This is a genomic window from Candidatus Brevundimonas colombiensis, assembly GCA_029202665.1.
Taxonomy (GTDB): domain Bacteria; phylum Pseudomonadota; class Alphaproteobacteria; order Caulobacterales; family Caulobacteraceae; genus Brevundimonas; species Brevundimonas colombiensis.
Map to the genome: position 1 here is coordinate 1,121,963 of CP119326.1, position 18,629 is coordinate 1,140,591.

At 68.4% G+C, this 18,629-nt stretch carries 17 protein-coding genes and 1 tRNA gene; 11 read left to right on the plus strand and 7 right to left on the minus strand.

Annotated elements, in window-relative coordinates; translation table 11 throughout:
* The first annotated feature begins 10 nt into the window (after positions 1-10).
* Positions 11-1,102: a cell division protein ZapE gene (gene zapE / locus P0Y50_05245; protein ID WEK41015.1), complete on the plus strand. Its 1,092-nt coding sequence runs from the start codon at positions 11-13 to the stop codon at positions 1,100-1,102.
* Positions 1,103-1,357: 255 nt separating this feature from the next.
* Here zapE and mdh read toward each other — a convergent pair whose 3' ends face one another.
* Positions 1,358-2,320, minus strand: coding sequence for a malate dehydrogenase (gene mdh, locus P0Y50_05250; GenBank protein ID WEK41016.1), 963 nt, complete (start codon positions 2,318-2,320; stop codon positions 1,358-1,360).
* A 136-nt stretch (positions 2,321-2,456) separates the two neighbouring features.
* On the opposite strand from mdh, the gene P0Y50_05255 reads away from it, so the two are divergent.
* Positions 2,457-3,353 (plus strand): SIMPL domain-containing protein, encoded by an 897-nt coding sequence (locus P0Y50_05255; protein ID WEK41017.1) that lies wholly within the window; start codon positions 2,457-2,459, stop codon positions 3,351-3,353.
* A 2-nt stretch (positions 3,354-3,355) separates the two neighbouring features.
* Positions 3,356-3,754, plus strand: coding sequence for an HIT family protein (locus tag P0Y50_05260; protein ID WEK41018.1), 399 nt, complete (start codon positions 3,356-3,358; stop codon positions 3,752-3,754).
* Between the two features lie 151 nt (positions 3,755-3,905).
* Here the strand turns inward: P0Y50_05260 and P0Y50_05265 are convergent, their stop codons facing one another.
* The gene (locus P0Y50_05265; GenBank protein ID WEK41019.1) at positions 3,906-4,742 is read right to left on the minus strand and encodes an aldo/keto reductase; all 837 of its coding nucleotides are present in this window, start codon (positions 4,740-4,742) and stop codon (positions 3,906-3,908) included.
* A 47-nt stretch (positions 4,743-4,789) separates the two neighbouring features.
* Here P0Y50_05265 and P0Y50_05270 point away from each other — a divergent pair, with 47 nt between their 5' ends.
* The gene (locus P0Y50_05270; GenBank protein WEK41020.1) at positions 4,790-5,773 is read left to right on the plus strand and encodes an alpha/beta hydrolase; all 984 of its coding nucleotides are present in this window, start codon (positions 4,790-4,792) and stop codon (positions 5,771-5,773) included.
* A 5-nt stretch (positions 5,774-5,778) separates the two neighbouring features.
* Here P0Y50_05270 and P0Y50_05275 read toward each other — a convergent pair whose 3' ends face one another.
* A complete protein-coding gene (locus tag P0Y50_05275; protein ID WEK41021.1) occupies positions 5,779-6,771 on the minus strand; it encodes an LLM class flavin-dependent oxidoreductase in 993 nt (330 codons plus the stop codon).
* A gap of 103 nt (positions 6,772-6,874) precedes the next feature.
* On the opposite strand from P0Y50_05275, the gene P0Y50_05280 reads away from it, so the two are divergent.
* The 6 genes from P0Y50_05280 (at position 6,875) to recA (ending at position 12,761) form a co-directional block, all read left to right on the plus strand.
* Positions 6,875-7,240, plus strand: a complete 366-nt coding sequence (locus P0Y50_05280) for a ribonuclease (protein WEK41022.1) — start codon at positions 6,875-6,877, stop codon at positions 7,238-7,240.
* A 77-nt stretch (positions 7,241-7,317) separates the two neighbouring features.
* A complete protein-coding gene (locus tag P0Y50_05285; GenBank protein WEK41023.1) occupies positions 7,318-7,818 on the plus strand; it encodes a hypothetical protein in 501 nt (166 codons plus the stop codon).
* Positions 7,815-8,618, plus strand: a complete 804-nt coding sequence (locus P0Y50_05290; protein ID WEK41024.1) for a phosphatase PAP2 family protein — start codon at positions 7,815-7,817, stop codon at positions 8,616-8,618. The genes P0Y50_05285 and P0Y50_05290 overlap by 4 nt, the downstream gene beginning before the upstream one ends.
* 1 nt (position 8,619) lies before the next feature.
* On the plus strand, positions 8,620-9,582 hold the full coding sequence (locus tag P0Y50_05295) for a right-handed parallel beta-helix repeat-containing protein (GenBank protein ID WEK41025.1): 963 nt from the start codon (positions 8,620-8,622) through the stop codon (positions 9,580-9,582).
* 69 nt (positions 9,583-9,651) lie between these two features.
* The gene (locus P0Y50_05300) at positions 9,652-11,499 is read left to right on the plus strand and encodes a M20/M25/M40 family metallo-hydrolase (protein ID WEK41026.1); all 1,848 of its coding nucleotides are present in this window, start codon (positions 9,652-9,654) and stop codon (positions 11,497-11,499) included.
* A gap of 179 nt (positions 11,500-11,678) precedes the next feature.
* Positions 11,679-12,761, plus strand: a complete 1,083-nt coding sequence (gene recA / locus P0Y50_05305) for a recombinase RecA (GenBank protein ID WEK41027.1) — start codon at positions 11,679-11,681, stop codon at positions 12,759-12,761.
* 430 nt (positions 12,762-13,191) lie between these two features.
* Here the strand turns inward: recA and P0Y50_05310 are convergent, their stop codons facing one another.
* From P0Y50_05310 to P0Y50_05325, 4 genes are all read right to left on the minus strand, one after another.
* Positions 13,192-15,384, minus strand: coding sequence for a 3-hydroxyacyl-CoA dehydrogenase NAD-binding domain-containing protein (locus P0Y50_05310; protein WEK41530.1), 2,193 nt, complete (start codon positions 15,382-15,384; stop codon positions 13,192-13,194).
* A 17-nt stretch (positions 15,385-15,401) separates the two neighbouring features.
* Positions 15,402-16,607, minus strand: a complete 1,206-nt coding sequence (locus P0Y50_05315; protein ID WEK41028.1) for an acetyl-CoA C-acetyltransferase — start codon at positions 16,605-16,607, stop codon at positions 15,402-15,404.
* Between the two features lie 213 nt (positions 16,608-16,820).
* Positions 16,821-17,045: a hypothetical protein gene (locus tag P0Y50_05320; protein ID WEK41029.1), complete on the minus strand. Its 225-nt coding sequence runs from the start codon at positions 17,043-17,045 to the stop codon at positions 16,821-16,823.
* A 59-nt stretch (positions 17,046-17,104) separates the two neighbouring features.
* Positions 17,105-18,346 carry a PQQ-dependent sugar dehydrogenase gene (locus tag P0Y50_05325; protein ID WEK41030.1) on the minus strand — a complete coding sequence of 414 codons (1,242 nt, stop codon included), beginning with the start codon at positions 18,344-18,346 and terminating at the stop codon, positions 17,105-17,107.
* A 188-nt stretch (positions 18,347-18,534) separates the two neighbouring features.
* Here P0Y50_05325 and P0Y50_05330 point away from each other — a divergent pair.
* Positions 18,535-18,611, plus strand: a tRNA-Met gene (locus tag P0Y50_05330).
* Positions 18,612-18,629 lie beyond the last annotated feature (18 nt).

The following is an 18,629-nucleotide window of genomic DNA, read 5'->3' on the forward strand; positions in this document are numbered from 1 at the left end:
CGATCCTCCCATGACCTCGCGCATCCGCAACGCCTACGACATCCGCGTGGAAGAGGGGGTGCTGACGCCCGATCCGGCGCAGGAAAGCGTCATCGCCGCGCTGGAGCGGCTGGAGACCGACCTGGCCTGGCGCGGCCTGTTCGGCAAGCCGCCCGAGGTGCGCGGAATTTATCTGTACGGCCCGCCGGGACGCGGCAAGTCGATGCTGATGGACCTGTTCTATTCGGCGACGCCCGAGCCGCGAAAGACCCGGGCCCACTTCCACGCCTTCATGGCCCGCATCCACGATCTGGTGAAACAGTGGCGCGAGGGGGACGCCAGGACGCGCAAGGCGGTGTTCGGCACGCATAAGGGCGACGACCCGATCCCGCCGATCGCCAAGCTGATCGCCTCGGAAGCCCGGCTGTTGTGTTTCGACGAGCTTCAGGTGACCGACATCGCCGACGCCATGATCCTGGGGCGGCTGTTCGAGGCCCTGTTCGAGGATCGGGTGGTGCTGGCCATCACCTCGAACCGCGCACCGGAGGACCTGTACAAGAACGGCATCAACCGCCAGCTTTTCCTGCCCTTCATCGACATCATCCGTGAACGCTGCGTGGTGGTGGAGACGGCGGGGGCGCGCGACTGGCGGCTGGACCGGATGACCTCGGCCCAGGTGTGGCACACGCCCGAGGATCGGACAGGGTTCGAAGACCTGTGGCGCGAACTGAAGGGCGGCGAGCCGGAAGAACCCGCGCATCTGGCTGTGCTGGGCCGCGATGTGGTGGTGGAGCGGACCGTGGGGTCGATGGCGCGGGCGACCTTCAATGAACTGTGCGCCCGGCCGCTGGGGCCGCAGGACTATCTGGCCATCGCCCAGCGGTTCCACACCCTGTTCCTGGAGGATGTGCCGATCCTGAGTTCGGCCAACCACCATGAGGCGCGGCGTCTGGTGACGCTGGTGGACGCCCTGTACGAGGCCAAGACCAAGCTGATCGTGCTGGCGGCGGCCAGGCCCGAGGCCCTCTATACCGAAGGTGTGGGGGCGTTCGAGTTCGAACGCACCGTGTCCCGCTTCAACGAGATGCAGAGCAAGGACTGGCTGGCCCACGTCCGGGATTGAGGCCCCCTCTCCCGTTGGGAGAGGGCTTGAGCACACGGCGGCGACAGCCGTCGTTCTCGTGCGAAAGGGTGAGGGTCGCGCGCGTGCGTTTTCGCCCGCCGCCGGACCCTCATCCGGCCCTGCGGGCCACCTTCTCCCAATGGGAGAAGGGAGAAAAAAAGGGCCTGCGGATCGCTCCGCAGGCCCTTTCCGTATCCCAAAAGCGCTCAAGCAGCGCGGCTCCGCGAGCCGCGCGATAGCGCCCTTCGCCGGCTATCAAGCCAGCGAGGAATCGATGTCCTTACAGGCTTGCAGCAGGCCCTGGACCGAGGCGACGGACTTTTCGAACATCGCCTTTTCTTCGTCGTTGGTGGTGAACTCGACCACCTTTTCGACGCCGTTGGCGCCGATCAGGGCGGGGACGCCGACGTAGAGGTCCGACAGGCCGTATTCGCCCGACAGCCAGACGGCGCAGGGCAGGACGCGCTTCTGGTCCAGCAGATAGGACTTGGCCATGGCGATGGCGGATTCGGCCGGGGCGTAGAAGGCCGAGCCGGTCTTCAGCAGGGCCACGATCTCGCCGCCGCCCTTGCGGGTGCGGTCGACGATGGCGTCCAGATCGGCTTGGCTCAGCAGGCCTGCGGCGACGGCGTCGGGCAGGGGCAGGCCGCCGACGGTCGAGTGACGCACCATCGGCACCATGTCGTCGCCGTGACCGCCCAGGGTCCAGGCGTGGATGTCCTGAACCGAGACGCCGGTCTTTTCAGCCAGGAAATAGGCGAAGCGGGCCGAGTCCAGCACGCCGGCCATGCCGACGACCTTCTCCTTGGGCAGACCCGAGAACTTCTGCAGGGCCCAGACCATGGCGTCGAGCGGGTTGGTGATGCAGATGACGAAGGCGTTGGGGGCGTGGGCCTTGATGCCCTCGCCGACGGACTTCATGACTTTCAGATTGATGCCGATCAGGTCGTCGCGGCTCATGCCCGGCTTGCGCGGCACGCCGGCGGTGACGATGCAGACGTCGGCGCCCGCGATGTCGGCGTAGTCGTTGGCGCCCTTCAGGGCCACGTCCTGGCCGAAGACGGCCGAAGCCTCGGCGATGTCCAGGGCTTTACCCTGCGGCGTGCCTTCGGCGATGTCGAACAGGATCACGTCGCCCAGGGCTTCGCGAGCGGCCACGTGGGCCAGGGTGCCGCCGATCATGCCGGCGCCGATAAGGGCGATCTTCGCGCGAGCCATGGATGTCTCCGTTTTTTGCGTGTGCGAAAGGATAAATCGTGCGGGCGGTCTAGACCCGTGGCGCGGCTGTCGCAAGAACCTCGCTTTACGACACGGATCAGGCTTGCGAAGCTCGTGGCCCAACCGGAGGATTTCCATGCGCCGTTCGCTTGTTTTCGCCCTGCTGCTGGCCGCCGCGGCGACACCCGTTCTGGCCCAGACGCCGCCCGCGACCATCGGCGACCGCTATATTCCCGCGCCCTGGTGGATGCGCGATCCGGTGATCGCCTCGATCGGTCAGGTGCGGGTCGAGATCCAGGCCAACCGCGCCTTCGTCTCGGCCAGCTTCCAGTCGGTGGATCGCAGCGTGACCGAGGCTTCGCGCGCCGCCGCCGATCAGGTGCGGGCGCTCAGCCAGTCGCTGTCGGCCTATGGCGCGGACAAGGTGCGGGTCGAGACCAGCGTCACCACACGACCCATCTATGACCAGTATCGCGACGCGGACGGGGTGATGCGCGACAATGTGCGCGCCGACCGGGTGGCCCGCTATCAGGCCGACGCGGCCGTCAATGTGACGGTGCGCGACGTGGCCCTGATCGAGCGGGTCTATGCGACCATCGTGGCCGCGCGCCCGACGTCGATCGGACAGGTGAACTTCAACCTTGAGCCGGAGAACAGCTGGAAGGCCAATCTGCAGGCCGAGGCGATGAAGGACGCCCGCCGCCGCGCCGAGGCGGCCGCCGCCAATGCGGGCGCGACCCTGGGCCGGGTCAAGATCATCGACCCGTCAGGCCGGGTCTGTCAGACCGACGTGTTGGCGGGCTGGCCCTCCTATGCCGCGGGCGGCGGTCAGGAGACGACGCTGGACGAGGTGGTGGTGACGGGATCGCGGGTCCAGGCGAAGATGGAATTCGCCGCGCCCCCGCCGCCGCCCGCGCCGGCGTCCGGCGGGGCAGGCCCCAGCGAGGCGGACATCCAGGCGGCGCGACTGGCGCTTCAGCCGCCGTTGAGGACACTGACCGACAGCGCCTGCGTCATCTACGGGCTGAACTGAGGATGGGGTTTGTCGTCGCCCCGGCTTTCGCGGCCGGATCGATCGCGGCCGCCGAATGGCCCCTGTGCCATGTGCGGCTGCAGGACGATGCGCGGTTCCCCTGGCTGATCCTGATTCCGCGCGTCGAGGGGGTGGTCGAGCTGGAGGATCTGAGCGCGGATCAGCGGGCGATGCTGATGGAGGAGACGGTGCGGGCCGGGGCGCTGGTTCGGCGGCTGGGGCAGGTGGAGAAGCTGAATGTCGGCGCCATCGGCAATGTGACGGCGCAACTGCATGTCCATGTGGTCGGCCGCCGCCGCGACGACGGCCTGTGGCCCGATCCGGTCTGGGGGCGGGGGGCGCCCGTTCCCTATGCGGAGGATGAGCGGGCGCGGTTGCTGGGTGTGATCAGGGGCGGCTGAGCCGCCGCCGCCGCATCGTCTTTCCGGGGCGTCCGCAGGACGAACCGGAACCCAGGGGCGCATCACCGGCAGGCTGTATCGCCGAGCGTGCGACGGTCCTGGTTTCCGGGTTCCTCGCTTCGCGCGGCCCCGGAATGACGGCGAAGATTTTTTAGATGATGTCCAGCGGAACGGCCTGTTTCGGCGGCGGGAAGGCGAGGTCCAGCCGTTCCAGGTCTTCCAGGTCGAACTGGATGTCCAGGGCGTCGGCGTTGGCCTCGACGTGTTCGATGCGGCCGGCCTTGGGGATGGCGATGACGCCGTCGTGACGCAGGACGGCGGCCAGGGCCACCTGGGCCGGCTCGGCGGAATGGCGGTTGGCGATGTCCAGGATCAGCGGACGTTCCAGCAGGCCGCCGCGCCCCAGGGGCGAATAGGCCATCATCGGCATGTCGCGCGCCTGCATCCACGGCAGAAGGTCGAACTCCACCCCGCGCGAACCCAGGTTGTAGAGCAGCTGGTTGACGGCGCAGTCCTCGGCCCCGTCGATCTGCATCAGCCGCTCCATCGCGTCGAGATCGAGGTTGGACACGCCCCAGCGGGCGATCATCCCCTCGTCGACCAACTCGCGGAAGGCCGCCACCGTCTCTTCCAGCGGCACATGACCTTCCCAATGCAGCAGATAGAGGTCCAGCCGGTCGACCTTCAGCCGCTCGAGCGAACGTTCGCAGGCCAGCATCATCTTCATTTCCGAGGCGTTCTCGGGCCGCACCTTGGAGACCAGGAAGACCTCGTCGCGACGCCCGGCGATCACCTCGCCCACCAGCCGTTCCGAGCGGCCGTCGCCATACAGTTCGGCCGTGTCGATCAGGGTCATGCCCAGGTCGATGCCGCGCGACAGGGCCTGCTGCTCCTCGTCGCGCCAGGCGGGGTCGTCGCCGATCTCCCAGGCGCCTTGGCCGAGGGCGGGAACGGTCGTACCGTCGGCGAATGTCACGAGGCGGGTCATGTCCGTCCTGAACGAAGCGTGGTGAGAACACCACCGGGAGGGTTGGAATGCGAACGCGGCTTATCAAGACCGACGGGCTTGTCCAACAGGTGCTGGAAGGCGGGTTCGAGAAGGACAACGCGCCGCTGGTCCTGCTGATCCACGGTTTTCCCGAACTGGGCGTCAGCTGGCGCGCCCAGGTCCAGGCGCTGGGTGAAGCGGGCTATCACGTCGTCGCGCCCGACATGCGGGGCTACGGCGGGACCGACAAGCCCGAAGGCGCGGCGGCCTATTCGATCCTGAACCTGGTCGGCGACATGATCGATCTGGTGCGGGCGCTGGGCCGTACCCAGTGCGTCGTCGTGGGCCACGACTGGGGCGCGCCGGTCGCCTGGCATTGCGCCCTGCTGCGGCCGGACGTGTTTCGCGCCGTCGCGGGCCTGTCGGCGCCGTTCCAGCCGCGTCGCATCAAGGGACCGCCGACGGCCGCCATGGCCGCGATCTCGAAACGGGCGGGGCTGGGCGACCTCTATATCGTGCGCTTCCAGGCGGCGGACGCGCATCTGGCGCTGGAGGCCGATCCGGCGAAGACCCTGCGAAAACTGTTCTACGCCTATGACGGGGCGACGCCGGCGGATCGGCGCTCCACCGGCTTCCTGCCCGAGGGCGTGGCCTTGCTCGACACCATCGACGACGCGGCGACCCTGCCGCCATGGATGAGCGCCGATCATTTCGCGGAGTATGTTCCGGCCTTTTCAGCCGGCGGGTTCGACGGGCCGCTGAACTGGTATCGCGCGCTGGACCTGAACTGGTCGCAGACGGCCTTCGTGCAGAACCAGACGATAACCCCGCCCGCCCTGTTCGTGGTCGGCGAGGACGATCCGGTGCGCCATTACGCCGGGAGCGCCGAACCGGGGCTGAAGGACTGGGTTCCGAACCTGACGCGGTCTGTGGTCGTGCCAGGCGCCGGACACTGGATCCAGCAGGAGCGGCCGGACGAAGTGAACGCCCTGCTGTTGGAGTTTCTGGGCGGTTTGCCTCTGACGGGCTAGAAAGGTTACGCCGCCAACTGCTCGCGCACCTCGGCGACGATTTCCAGGCTGCGGATGCGGGCGGCGTTGTCGAAGGCCATGCCGGTGACCATCAACTCGTCCACCTGCGTCAGGGCGATGAAGTCGGCCAGCTGCTTCCTGACCGTCTCCGGCCCGCCGATGGCGGAATAAAGCAGGCGACCCTTGGCGCCCTCGATCTGCTGGGGCGTCAGGACGGTGGTGATGTCGTCCACGGGCGGGGGCAGTTTGCCGGGCTTGCCGGTGGAAAGGCGCGCGAAGCTCTGCTGCATGGAGGTGGACAGCCGCACCCCCTCCACGTCCGTATCGGCGGCGAAGACGTTGATCGCGGCCATGGCGTGGGGCTGGGCCAGGCGGTCGGAAGGCGTGAAGCTGCGGCGGTACAGGGCCAGAGCCTCCAGCAGAAGCTCGGGGGCGAAATGACTGGCGAAGGCGTAGGGCAGGCCCAATTGTCCGGCCAGCTGGGCGCTGAACAGGCTGGAGCCCAGCAGCCAGATCGGCACCCGCAGGCCCGCGCCCGGCACGGCGCGGACGGGCTGGTTCTCAGCCGCCGGTTCGAACCATTGGATCAGTTCGACCACGTCGCGCGGAAACTGATCGGCGCCTTCGAAATAGCGGCGCAGGGCGCGGGCGGTGGCCCCGTCCGTGCCGGGCGCACGGCCCAGGCCCAGGTCGATGCGGCCGGGGAACAGGGTCTCCAGCGTGCCGAACTGTTCGGCCACGACCAGGGGCGCGTGGTTGGGCAGCATGACGCCGCCCGAACCGACGCGGATGCGCTGAGTGCCCGCCGCCACATGGCCGATGACGATGGCGGTCGCCGCGCTGGCGATGCCGGGCATGTTGTGGTGTTCGGCCAGCCAGAACCGCTGATAGCCCAGGCGGTCGGCGGCCTGGGCGAAGGCCAGGGTTTCGTCCAGCGCGCGGCGGGCGTCGCCGCCTTCGATGATGGGCGACAGGTCGAGGACTGAGAACCGGATCATCCCGACTAGATCGGGACTGACGCGCGGCGTTCAAGGGCGGGCGGTCGGGAACCGCAACGGCGTCGGGCGCTTTAAATTGTCTCCACCATGAAAGAGCCGCGCCATGACGGACGCCGACCCCGCCCCGCACGAAACCCCCAAGCCCGACGCCGAATGCGACGACGCGCGCGAAGCCGCCGACATGGGCGAACGGCCTGACCTGGGCCACAAGGCCGACACATTGATCGACGCCCTGGATGGCAGCGATTCCGGTTCGGACACCCGCGCGGGTTCGCTGCGGGGCGGATCGGCCGGCGGCTCGGACGACGATCCCGATTCGCGCAGGATCAACGCGGCCCTGGCCGCGGAAGGCCGCGCCGAGGCTGATCCCGACTCTCCGTCCGACGCCGATCCCGACGGAATTCCGGGCTCCGGGCGGGATTTCGGCGCATCGGGCGGCGATCCGGCCGAAGGCGCGCGCAAGGAATAGGCGCGCGACGCCTTGCCGCCGCCGCAAGCCTGCGCCACGGTGGCGCTTAGACCCTTCGGTCCAGGGACGCTTCTTCGATGATGCTTCGTTTGGCGGCGGTTTCCGCCGTTGTTCTGTTCAGTCTCGCCGGGTGCGACCGGGCGAAGGCGCCGCCCCAACCCACCGCAGAGGCGGAGACGGCCGCGCCTGTCGCGCCCGCCGAGACGGCGGATTCACAGGGCGCCGCGTCCGGGGATATGGCCGCGCCTTCACCGGCGTCCACTGGGACGGCGCCCGCCTTCGCCGCCCTCTATCCCGGGGCTCGGATCGACGGCGCGCCCCTGACGGCGGACGGCGCGGCCGGGCCGGGCGGCCTGGTCAACTTCACCACCGAGGCCACGCCGGATCAGGTCGTGGCCTTCTATCGCGAGCGGGCCGAGGCCGCCGGGCTGAAATCCGTCACCGGCATGAACCAGGGCGAGGCGCGGGCCTATGGCGCGGCGGGCGACAACCCCGATGGTCCCTCGTTGCAGGTCGTCGCCGCGCCCGGCCCCGACGGAGCCACCTCGGTCCATATGAACTGGAGCGCCGGGTCGTGATCGGTCGCGCGGCGCGGCTGGCGTCGGCGGCGGGCGCCGTCCTCGTCCTGGCCGCCTGCGCCGGATCGCAGAAGCCCGTCGTGACCATGCCCAAGGACGGCTATCTGTCAGCGGGCGTTCTGGCCGAGATGGCCGCCGCATCGCCGCCGCCGCCGGCCGCCGGTTCGGCTCAGGATTTGGCGGACAAGGCCGCCTCGGCCCGCTATGCGGCGCTGGAGGACGGCGACCGCTGGCTGTTGGCCACATCCCACGCCGAGGTGAGGCCGCCGCTGGCCCTGCAGCATTTCGATTGCGCCCTGGGGGTTCGGCTGGGCTCGGCCGAGACGCCCGTGCTGGACCGGATGATGGGCCGACTGTTCCACGACGCCGCCAGCGTCGCCGAACAGGTCAAGGCGCGCCAGATGCGCCCCCGCCCCGTGGCGGACGATCCCCGCCGCCGGGCCTGTCAGACCCTGGACGCGGCGGCGCGGCGCAGCGGCTCCTATCCTTCGGGCAGTGCGGCGGTCGGCGTCGCCTATGCAGAGGCGTTCGCGGCATTGGAGCCGGATCGCGCCGAGGCCGTGCGCCGCATCGGCCATCAGATCGGGGTCAGCCGCCTGGTCTGCGCCATGCACTATCCCAGCGACGTGACGGCGGGCGAGGCGATCGGTCGCCAGGTCGCCGCCCAGGCCATCGCGGTCCCGGCCTTCCAGGCGGATGTGGCGGCGGCGCGCGCCGAACTGGCCGCCGCCCGCCGCACGGGCCTGACCAATCCCGGATGCGCGGCCGAACGGGCGGCCCTGGCGACCGTTCTGCCCTGAGATGGCGGGCTGGTTCACCCTGGCGGTCGCGCTCCAGGCCGCGCCGTCCGACCTGCCCGCCGCCCGGCCCTGCACCGCGCAGGAGCTGGCGGACCTGACCACGCCATCGGACCAGCCCTATCGCCTGACGTGCCAGGCCGACACATCCGGGCGTGATGTTCGCCGCCGGGTGTTGATCGAAGGTCAGGCCGCGTCCGGCGCGTCGCTGGACTGTGGCGGCGGCGAAATCCGCGCGCCTGGCCAGGCGACTACGGCCGCCCCGACCGTGGCCGTCTGGTCGCGCCGCCAGGGGGACGGCTGGTCCCGGCCCAGCGACGTGGCCGTTCGCAACTGCGGCGTTGTCGGCAATGTCCGCATCTGGGGCATGGGCGCAGGCGGATCGATGCGGGACCTGCTGGCCTCGTCGCGCACGGCGGGCCATACGCGGGCGGCCCAGTCGGCGGCGCCGATCCGGGTGGTGCTTGATCGGGTTCGATTTGAGGGCGTGGGGACCATCCCCCTCTATGTCGGGCCGGGGGTGACGCGAACCACGGTGACGCGCTCGCGCTTTTCGGGCCGGTCGACCTCTGTGGCGATCTATCTGGACGCCGAGAGCGCCGGGGGCCTGATCCAGGACAATGATTTCGACATCCGCACCGGGCGCGAACAGATCGCCGTGGACGGATCGGGCGCCAACCGCATCGTCGGCAACCGGCTGGCCCTGGGGGGGCAGGGCGGGGTCTTTCTGTACCGCAACTGCGGCGAGGACGGGGTGATCCGCCATCAGACGCCGTCCTACAATCAGATCACGGACAATGTCTTCACCGGCGCAGGATGGTTGAGGCCGCGTGCGGTGGTGATCGGCTCGCGCGACGGGCGCAGACCCTATTGCGGCGACGACCGGGGCTGGCCTTTCGGCTCCAGCATCGACGACGGTGACGGCGCCACGAACAATCTGACGGCGCGCAACACGGTTCGCCGCTGAGCGGATCGCCTCTTGCGCCGGGCGACCGGGCAGGGCTGACTGAACGGATCGCCATCGGGAGAGAAGACGATGCGGCTGATCCTGTTGTTCACGGCGCTGGCCGTCGCCCTGGGCCTGGCCGTGATCGCCAGCCAGACGCCCGCGCCCCGGCCCGTCTCGACCCCGCCCGAAACCTTTGCCGCCGAACGCGCGATGGCGGACGTGCGCGAGATCGCCCGGGCGCCGCATCCGGTCGGGTCCGCCGAACACGCGCGGGTCCAGACCTATCTGATGCAACGTATGACAGCCCTGGGTCTGGACCCTCATATCCAGACCGGCCCCCTGTCGTCCCGCGCGATGCGGCTGCTGGAGCGCGAGGGCGTGAGCGCGAACGGGCTGACGGCCGCCAATCTCGTCGGCGTTCTGCCCGGACGTGATCCCGGCCGACCCGCAGTCCTGATGATGGCCCATTACGACAGCGTGCCCGGCTCGCCCGGCGCGGCCGACGACGCGACGGGCGTGGCGGCCATTCTGGAGGCGGTGCGGGCGATCCGGGCGCGCGGCGGGGCGGACCGCGACCTGATCATCCTGCTGACCGACGCCGAGGAATTGAATCTGGACGGGGCGCGGGCCTTCTTCGCCGCCCATCCGTGGCGCGACCGGATCGGCGCCGTGGTCAATCTGGAGGCGCGAGGCGGCGGCGGACGGGCCATGATGTTCGAGACCGGGCCGGGCAACGCCCAGACCATCGCCGACTACGCCCGGGCGACCGGCGGCGCGACGGGCGGCCCGTCCAGCAACGCCCTGGCCGTCTTCGTCTATCGGCTGATGCCGAACGGCACGGACTTCACCATAGCGGCGGCCAGGGAGATGGCGGGGATCAACCTGGCCTTCATCGGACGGCCGGATCAGTATCATTCGCCCGCCGCGACGCCCGACGCCCTGGATCAAGGCAGCCTGCAGCACATCGGGTCGCAGGCGCTGGAGGTCGCGGACGCCTGGCTGCGCGCGCCGACCCTGCCTCACGCGACGCAGAACGCCGTTTACGCCGACCTGTTCGGCCTGGCCATCTTACGGCATCCGGCCGCCGCGGGCTGGGCCGTGCTGGCCATGGCCGTGCTGGCGACCGGCTTCGTGGTCGGCCGCGTGCGTCGCGTTGAGACCTTGCGGTTGAGGGCGGTCGTTCGCGGCGCGGCGGACGGGCTGTGGTTGATGGCGGGCGCGGTGGTCGTGGGGCAGGCCGTGCGCGTTCTGGCCGGGCCGATAGGCGGTCGTGTCCAGTCGCCCGAGACCTATTATGCGCTGTTGCGCCGGCTGCCGGTGCTGGAGATCGGCGTGGCCCTGGCGTTGTCGGGTCTGGCGCTGCTGCTGATCGCGGGACGCGCCGGCGGGCGGACGGTCGCCGTCGGCCTCGTCGCGGCGGCGGCGCTGACGACGGTCCTGGCGGGGGTCGATCCGATGGTGCTGGGCGCGGCGGCGGTCGCCGTCGGTCTCAGCCTGTGGCCGCGCGGGGCGGAGGAAACGCCTTGGGGCGGCTGGCTGGGGTTGATCGGACTGGTGCTGGTGATGGGCGCCGTCGTTCAGACCGTGGCGCCCGAGGCGGCCTTCCTGCTGATCTGGCCCGCCCTGATCGCCGCCCTGACGGCCGCCGCCGCCGCCCTGATCTCGGTGCGCCTGACGACCTGGACAGCGCTGATCCCGGCGGCCCTGGCGACGGCTGTGGTCGGGGGCTGGCTGCTGATGCAGGGGCACGGGGTGTTTCTCGGCGTCGGCATGGATTTGCCCGGTGTTCTGGGCGTGATCGCGCTTCTGATCGTGCATCTGGCCCGGCCCCTGTCGCCAACCGCCCACGGCGGCGTGCGGGGGCTGGGTCTGAGCGCGGCCGGGCTGATCATTGCGGCTCTGGCCATCGGTCTCGGCGCGCGAGTGATCGTCTGAGCCAATCTTTGCTACGTCAAAATCGGTCGCATCTGCTCGGTGTTCTTGTTTTGATCGAAGAGAACATCTTGTGAACCAGAACAAACCGTGCACATAGTCGCCCTCACGAAACGGGGGCGGGTCCAGGCGGGTCTCTCCCAAGCTTAATGACGGGAATCATGGCAAGGGAGACGAAGGCGATGGCTTCACAGGCGGCATTGAAACTGGTGGGCAAGGACGACGGCGACAAGCAACGCGCCCTGGAGGCGGCGATCGCGCAGATCGATCGCGCCTTCGGCAAGGGTTCGGTGATGAAGCTCGGCAAGGCGGGCGTGGTGGCCGAGATCGACAGCGTCTCGACCGGCTCGTTGGGCCTGGACATGGCGTTGGGCATCGGCGGCCTGCCGGTCGGGCGGGTGATCGAGGTGTTCGGTCCGGAATCGTCCGGCAAGACCACCCTGGCCCTGCACACGGTCGCCGAGGTGCAGAAGAAGGGCGGGGTCGCCGCCTTCGTCGACGCCGAACATGCGCTGGACCCGGTTTACGCCCAGAAGCTGGGCGTGAACCTGGACGATTTGCTGGTGTCGCAACCCGACACGGGCGAGCAGGCGCTGGAGATCGTCGACACCCTGGTCCGTTCGGGCGCCGTGGACATCGTGGTGATCGACTCGGTCGCCGCGCTGACGCCGCGCGCCGAGATCGAGGGCGAAATGGGCGACAGCCTGCCGGGTCTTCAGGCGCGCCTGATGAGCCAGGCGCTGCGCAAGCTGACCGCCTCCATCTCCAAGTCCAAATGCATCGTCCTGTTCATCAACCAGATCCGTCACAAGATCGGCGTCATGTACGGCTCGCCCGAGACGACCACGGGCGGCAATGCGCTGAAGTTCTACGCCTCGGTGCGTCTGGACATCCGCCGCACCGGCGCGATCAAGAACCGCGACGAGGTGGTGGGCAACACCACCCGGGTCAAGGTGGTCAAGAACAAGGTCGCCCCGCCGTTCCGCGAGGTCATTTTCGACATCATGTATGGCGAGGGCATCTCCAAACTGGGCGAGATCATCGACTTGGGCGTCAAGGCCGGCATCATCGAGAAGTCAGGCAGCTGGTTCAGCTATGACTCCACCCGCATCGGCCAGGGCCGCGAGAATGTGCGCGAGTTCCTGAAACAGAATCCCGACATCGCCGCCTCCATCGAAAAGGCCGTGCGCGCCTCGACCAACAAGATCGCCGACGAACTGCTGGGCACGCCCGAGCCGGACGAAGGCCAGGATCTGGAAGGCTGACGCCAGGACACGGGGTCGCGCGGTTGGGGCGGACTTTGAGCGTTCGCTTCGGCTGCGGCCCGACCCCTTCACCGCTACTCCGTCGCCCCTAGCGACCCGCCACCGACCCCCGCGAAGGGCGGCGGAGCGACCCGCTCGACCTCGTGTCGGGCGGGTCTTTTCTTTGCGACGCGCTGATATTTCTTTCGTCATTCCGGGCGAGGCGCAGCGGAGACCCGGAACCCAGCGGCGCGCGTGAGCGCGAAGTTGCCGCGGATTCGATTTCAAATGTTCTGCGGCAGCCGTATTTCGCCTTCGGCGCCGCTGGGTTCCGGGTCTTCGGGCCAAGCGGCCCTTCGCCCGGAATGACGAAAGAAAAACGGAAGCCCTCAAACGAAAACGGGCGACCCGAAGGCCGCCCGTTCCGTAGGTCAAGGATGTCCGCTGCCGATCAGGCGGCGGCCTTCTCCGGCGCGAACCGGCCGTAGAAGGTCTCGTTCTTGGCGGCCATGTCGCGCAGCAGCTGCGGGACCTTGAAGCGGTCGCCATAGGTCTGCGCCAGACGGTCAGCGGTTTCCACGAACTTTGCCAGGCCGATGCCATCGATGAAGCTGATCGGGCCGCCGGTCCAGGGCGCAAAGCCCCAGCCCAGGATGGCGCCCAGATCGGCCTCACGCGGGTCGTCGATGACGCCCTCTTCCCAGCAGCGGGCCACTTCGACCGCCTGGCGATAGAGCAGGCGCGTCTTCAGTTCGTCGATCTGGGCGAAGGCGGTCGGCTCTTCCGGCTGGTCGATGCCCTTGGTGGTCGGGGCCAGTTCGGACAGGCCCGTCCAGATCGTCTTGGGCTTGGCGTCATAGTCGTAGAAGCCCTTGCCGTTTTTGCGCCCGAAACGTCCGCCCTCGACCATCTTGGCGACGATGTCGGCGCCTTCCGACGGCACATATTTGTCGCCCAGATCGATCGCCGTCTGTTTGGCGATCTTGTAGCTGAGGTCCAGGGCCACGTCGTCGTGCATCTCCAGCGGGCCGCGCGGCATGCCGGTCATGCGGCCGACATTGTCGATCAGAGCCGGGCCGTAACCCTCCTCCAGCATCGCCATGCCCTCCATCAGGAAGGTGGAGAAGCAGCGCGAGGTGTAGAAACCTCTGGAGTCGTTGACGACGATCGGCGTCTTCTTGATCTTCAGCACATAGTCCAGCGCCTTGGCGATGGCGGCCTGACCCGTCTTTTCGCCCAGGATGATCTCGACCAGCATCATCTTGTCGACCGGCGAGAAGAAGTGGATGCCGATGAAGTCCTCGGGACGGACGCTGGCCTCGGCCAGGCCGGTGATCGGCAGGGTCGAGGTGTTGGAGCCGAACACGGCGCCCTCGGCCAACTGGGCTTCGGCGCGCTTGGTCACATCGGCCTTGATCTCGCGGTTTTCGAACACGGCCTCGACGACCAGGTCGGATCCCTTGATCAGATCATAGTCGGTGGTGGCGGTGACGGAGCCGAGCAGGGCGTCATACTTCTCCTGCGTCAGCTGACCGCGCGACAGACGCTTCTTCAGCAGCTCCTCGACATGGGCCTTGCCCTTGTCGGCGGCGTCCTGGGTCTGGTCGATCAGGATGGTCTCGATGCCCGCAAGCGCCTGCACATAGGCGATGCCCGCGCCCATCATGCCGGCGCCGATGACCGTGACCTTCTTCGGATCGGACTTGGGCACGCCGGCGGGGCGGACGGCGCCCTTGTCCAGTTCCTGTTTCGACAGGAACAGCGAGCGGATCATGGCCTGGGCCTGCGGCGTCATCAGGGTCTTGATGAAGTAGCGGGTCTCGATCCGCAGGGCCGCGTCCATCGGAACCTGCGTGCCTTCGAACACGGCCTTCATCAGGTTCACCACGGCCGGATAGTTGCCGTAGGACTGTTTGCGCAGCATGGCGTTGCCGACCATGAAGTTCTGGATGCCCGCCGGATGGAAGGGACCGCCGCCGGGCAGTTTGAAGGACTTCTCGTCCCACGGCTGGACCGCCTTGCCGCCGTTCCTGATCCAGGCCTTGGCGGCCTCGACGCCTTGCCCCTTTTCGACAACCTGATGGACGATGCCCGCGCCCTTGGCGTCGTTCGGGCGGAAGGACTTGCCCTCGCTCATGGCCATCAAGGCGTTCTGGACGCCGACCAGACGGGTCAGGCGCTGGGTGCCGCCGCCGCCGGGGAACAGGCCGACCTTGATCTCGGGCAGGCCCAGCTGAATTTTGTTGTCGTTCTCGACCACGCGGTAGTGGGTCGCCAGTGTGAACTCCAGCCCGCCGCCCAGGGCCAGGCCGTTGATCGCCGTGGCGATGGGCTTGCCCGAGGTTTCCAGCGCGCGGAAGGCGCCGTTCAGCGTCCAGCCGGCGTCGAACGCCTTCTGTAAGTCGCCGCCGCCTGACAGCACGCCGCCGGCCATGTCGCCCAGGTCCGCCCCGGCGCAGAAGCCCGACGCCTTGCCCGAGGTGATGACCACGCCCTTGATGGCGTCATCGGTCTTGATGCGTTCGACCAGTTGCGGGACCTCGGCGATCACCTTGCCGGTCAGGGTGTTCATCGAACGGCCCGGCACGTCGAAGGTGACGAGCGCGATGCCGTCGGCGTCGATGTCGATCTTGAAGTTTTCCATGTTCATTCGCTCCCGGATCAGACGCGTTCGATGACGGTGGCGGTGCCCATGCCGCCGCCGATGCACAGGGTGACCAGGGCGGTCGACTTGTTCGAGCGTTCCAGCTCGTCCAAGGCGATGCCGGTGATCATGGCGCCGGTGGCGCCCAGGGGATGGCCCATCGAGATGCCGCCGCCGTTCACATTCATCTTGGCGTGGTCGATGTTCAGGGCCTGCATGTAGCGCAGGACGACGGCGGCGAAGGCCTCGTTCAGCTCCCACACGTCGATGTCGTCGGGCGTCATGCCCAGCTTCTTCAGCAGTTTGCGGGTCACATATTCCGGGCCGGTCAGCATGATCGACGGCTCCGAGCCGATCGAGGCGCCGCCCAGGATCTTGGCGCGCGGCTTCAGGCCCAGGGCCTGACCGGCTTCCAGCGAACCGATCAGCACGCCCGCCGAACCATCGACGATGCCGGACGAGTTGCCGGGGGTGTGGACGTGGTTGACGCGCTCGACTTCGGGGTAGCGCTGATTGATCACCGCGTCGAAGGCCATTTCGCCCATCATGGCGAAGGAGGGGTTCAGGCCGCCCAGGGTCTGCATGTCCGTGTTCGGACGAATGGTCTCGTCATGATCCAGAATGGTCAGGCCCAGCTGATCCTTGACCGCCAGGACCGAGTTCTTGAACCGGCCCTCGGCCCAGGCCTTGGCGGCGCGCTTGTGGCTTTCCACCGAATAGGCGTCCACGTCGTCGCGGCTGAAGCCGTATTTGGTGGCGATCATGTCCGCCGACACGCCCTGAGGCACGAAATAGGAGGGGAAGGCCACCGACGGGTCGGTCGGCCAGGCGCCCATGTCCGAACCCATGGGCACGCGGCTCATGACCTCGACGCCGCCGCCGACGGCGAAGTCGGCCTCGCCGGACTTCACCTTGGCCGTGGCCATGTTCACGGCTTCCAGGCCCGAGGCGCAGAAGCGGTTGACCTGAACGCCCGCCGTATCCTGCGACCAGCCGGCCGAGAGGACCGCCGTGCGGGCGATGTCGGCGCCCAGTTCGCCCACCGGCGTCACGCAGCCCAGGATGACGTCATCGACCTTGGACGTGTCCAGATCGTTGCGGTCGCGCAGGGCCTGCAGAACCTGGGTCGCCAGGCTGAGGCCGGTGATCTCGTGCAGCGAGCCGTCCTTCTTGCCCTTGCCGCGCGGCGTGCGGACGGCATCGTAGATATAGGCGTCAGCCATGAGAGGCGTCTCCATGTTTGGCCCCTGTGCGCGATATGTGAGGGCGCGCGGCTCGAGGCGAAGGCGGTTCGAAACGTAAAAGCCAAGAACCCTACGTTTACGTCAACGTCAAGTAATAAGCCGCGTGATGCCCATGCCATGCCAGGGCGGGCCGATGGTCAAACATCGCTGTCGGAACAGGCGTCGGGCCGACCAAGTCGTCGGCCCGAACGGTTAGTTGGCGCGCGGAATCCGGGTCGCGCCGCCGGTGATGGTGCAGGCGTATTCTGTTTCCGGCTTGCCGGTCTGCAGCCCTGTCGGGGTCAGTATGCCCTGACGCTGGGTGCAGGTTTTTTCCAGCGCGTCCAGGTCACGTTGATACGAGCTGACGCCGCCCGTCGTGCCGCAGGCCGCCAGCAGCGGCAGGGCGACGGCGGTGGTGAGAATAAGGATACGCATGGCTCGGTTGCTCCCTTTGGGACGCGCGCGCCCCAGCTTCGCCCCCTGGCCCAGGAAGACTACTGCGTCGCCGCCAGCCTGACCAGCTTGCCGTTTTCCTCGTCGGTGACGGCCCAGACTGCGCCGTCGGCGGCGACCGCCACGTCGCGGATTCGTTCGCCGAGGTCGGTCAGCAATCGCTCCTCGCCGACCACGCGGTCGTTCCGGATCACCAACCGGGCGATGTGTTTTTCCTTCAGACCGGCGACCAGCAGGTTTCCCTGCCAACCAGGGAACATGGCGCCCTGATAGAAGGTCGCCCCGCCCGGCGCGATCACCGGGTCCCAGTAATAGACGGGCTGCTCCGTGCCGGTCGCCTGGGTCGCGCCGTCGTTGATCCGGCCGCCCGCATATTCAATGCCATAGGCCGCGTCGGGCCAGCCGTAGTTCACCCCGGCCTTGTCGATATTGACCTCGTCGCCGCCGCGCGTGCCGTGTTCGATGGTCCAGACGGCGCCGGTTCCGGGCTGGATGGCGACGCCCTGAACGTTGCGATGCCCCAGGCTCCAGATCTCGGGCAGGGCCCCGGCGCGGCCGACGAAGGGATTGTCGGCGGGAACCGAGCCGTCGGCGTTGATGCGGATGGTCTTGCCCATGTGCGAGCCCAGGTCCTGGGCCTGGGGCCGCATCGGCTTGTCGGATCGTTCGCCCAGGGTGACGAACAGATGTCCGGCGGGGTCGAAGGCCAGGGACGAGCCGAAATGCTTGTCTCCGTCATAGACGGGCAGGGCGCGGAAGATGACCTGGACGTTTTCCACGCGCGCGCCGTCGTCGGACAGCCGCCCACGCGCGACCGAGGTGGCGTTGCCACCCTGGCGCGGCTCGGCATAGCTCCAGTAGATCATCCGGTCACGGGCGAAGGCGGGCCCGACGATCACGTCCAGCAGACCGCCCTGGCCGCGCGTATCGACGGCGGGCAGGCCCGCGACCGGCGCGCTGATCTGGCCCTGGGCGGTGACGATACGCAGGCGACCGGGCTTTTCCGTCACCAGCCAGCGGCCGTCCGGCAGGGCCGCCAGACCCCACGGATGAACCAGGCCCGAGGCGACGACGGTGTGGCTCATGGCCTGTTCGGTCTTTACGCCCGGCGCGCGCGTCTGGCCGGCGAAGGCCGGTTGCTGGTCCGGATTGTTCGCCGGCCGCGTCTCCAGCGGGGCGCCTGACTGCGCCTGGGACGCCGAGGACGCGCTTTCGCCATTGGCCCCGCAGGCGGCGGCCAGAACGAGCAGGGACGTGGATGCGGCGGCGGCGATCAAACGCATGGCTCAGGCTCCGAAAAAGGCGAGAAACGGCATCCAACAAAAACGGCGGCTCCAGCGTTACCGTTCCGGTCGGAGGCGGTCATGCGCCGTATCGCCGCACGATCTGGATCGAGACGACTTGAACCCGACGCCCGACGGCGATATAGGCACGCCTCCTTCGCGGCCGGCCACGGCCCCGCGACGCCCGGGACTGGGTAGCTCAGATGGTTAGAGCGGTGGATTCATAACCCACAGGTCGGCGGTTCGATCCCGCCTCCAGTCACCACCCTTCTCTGCTGCAACC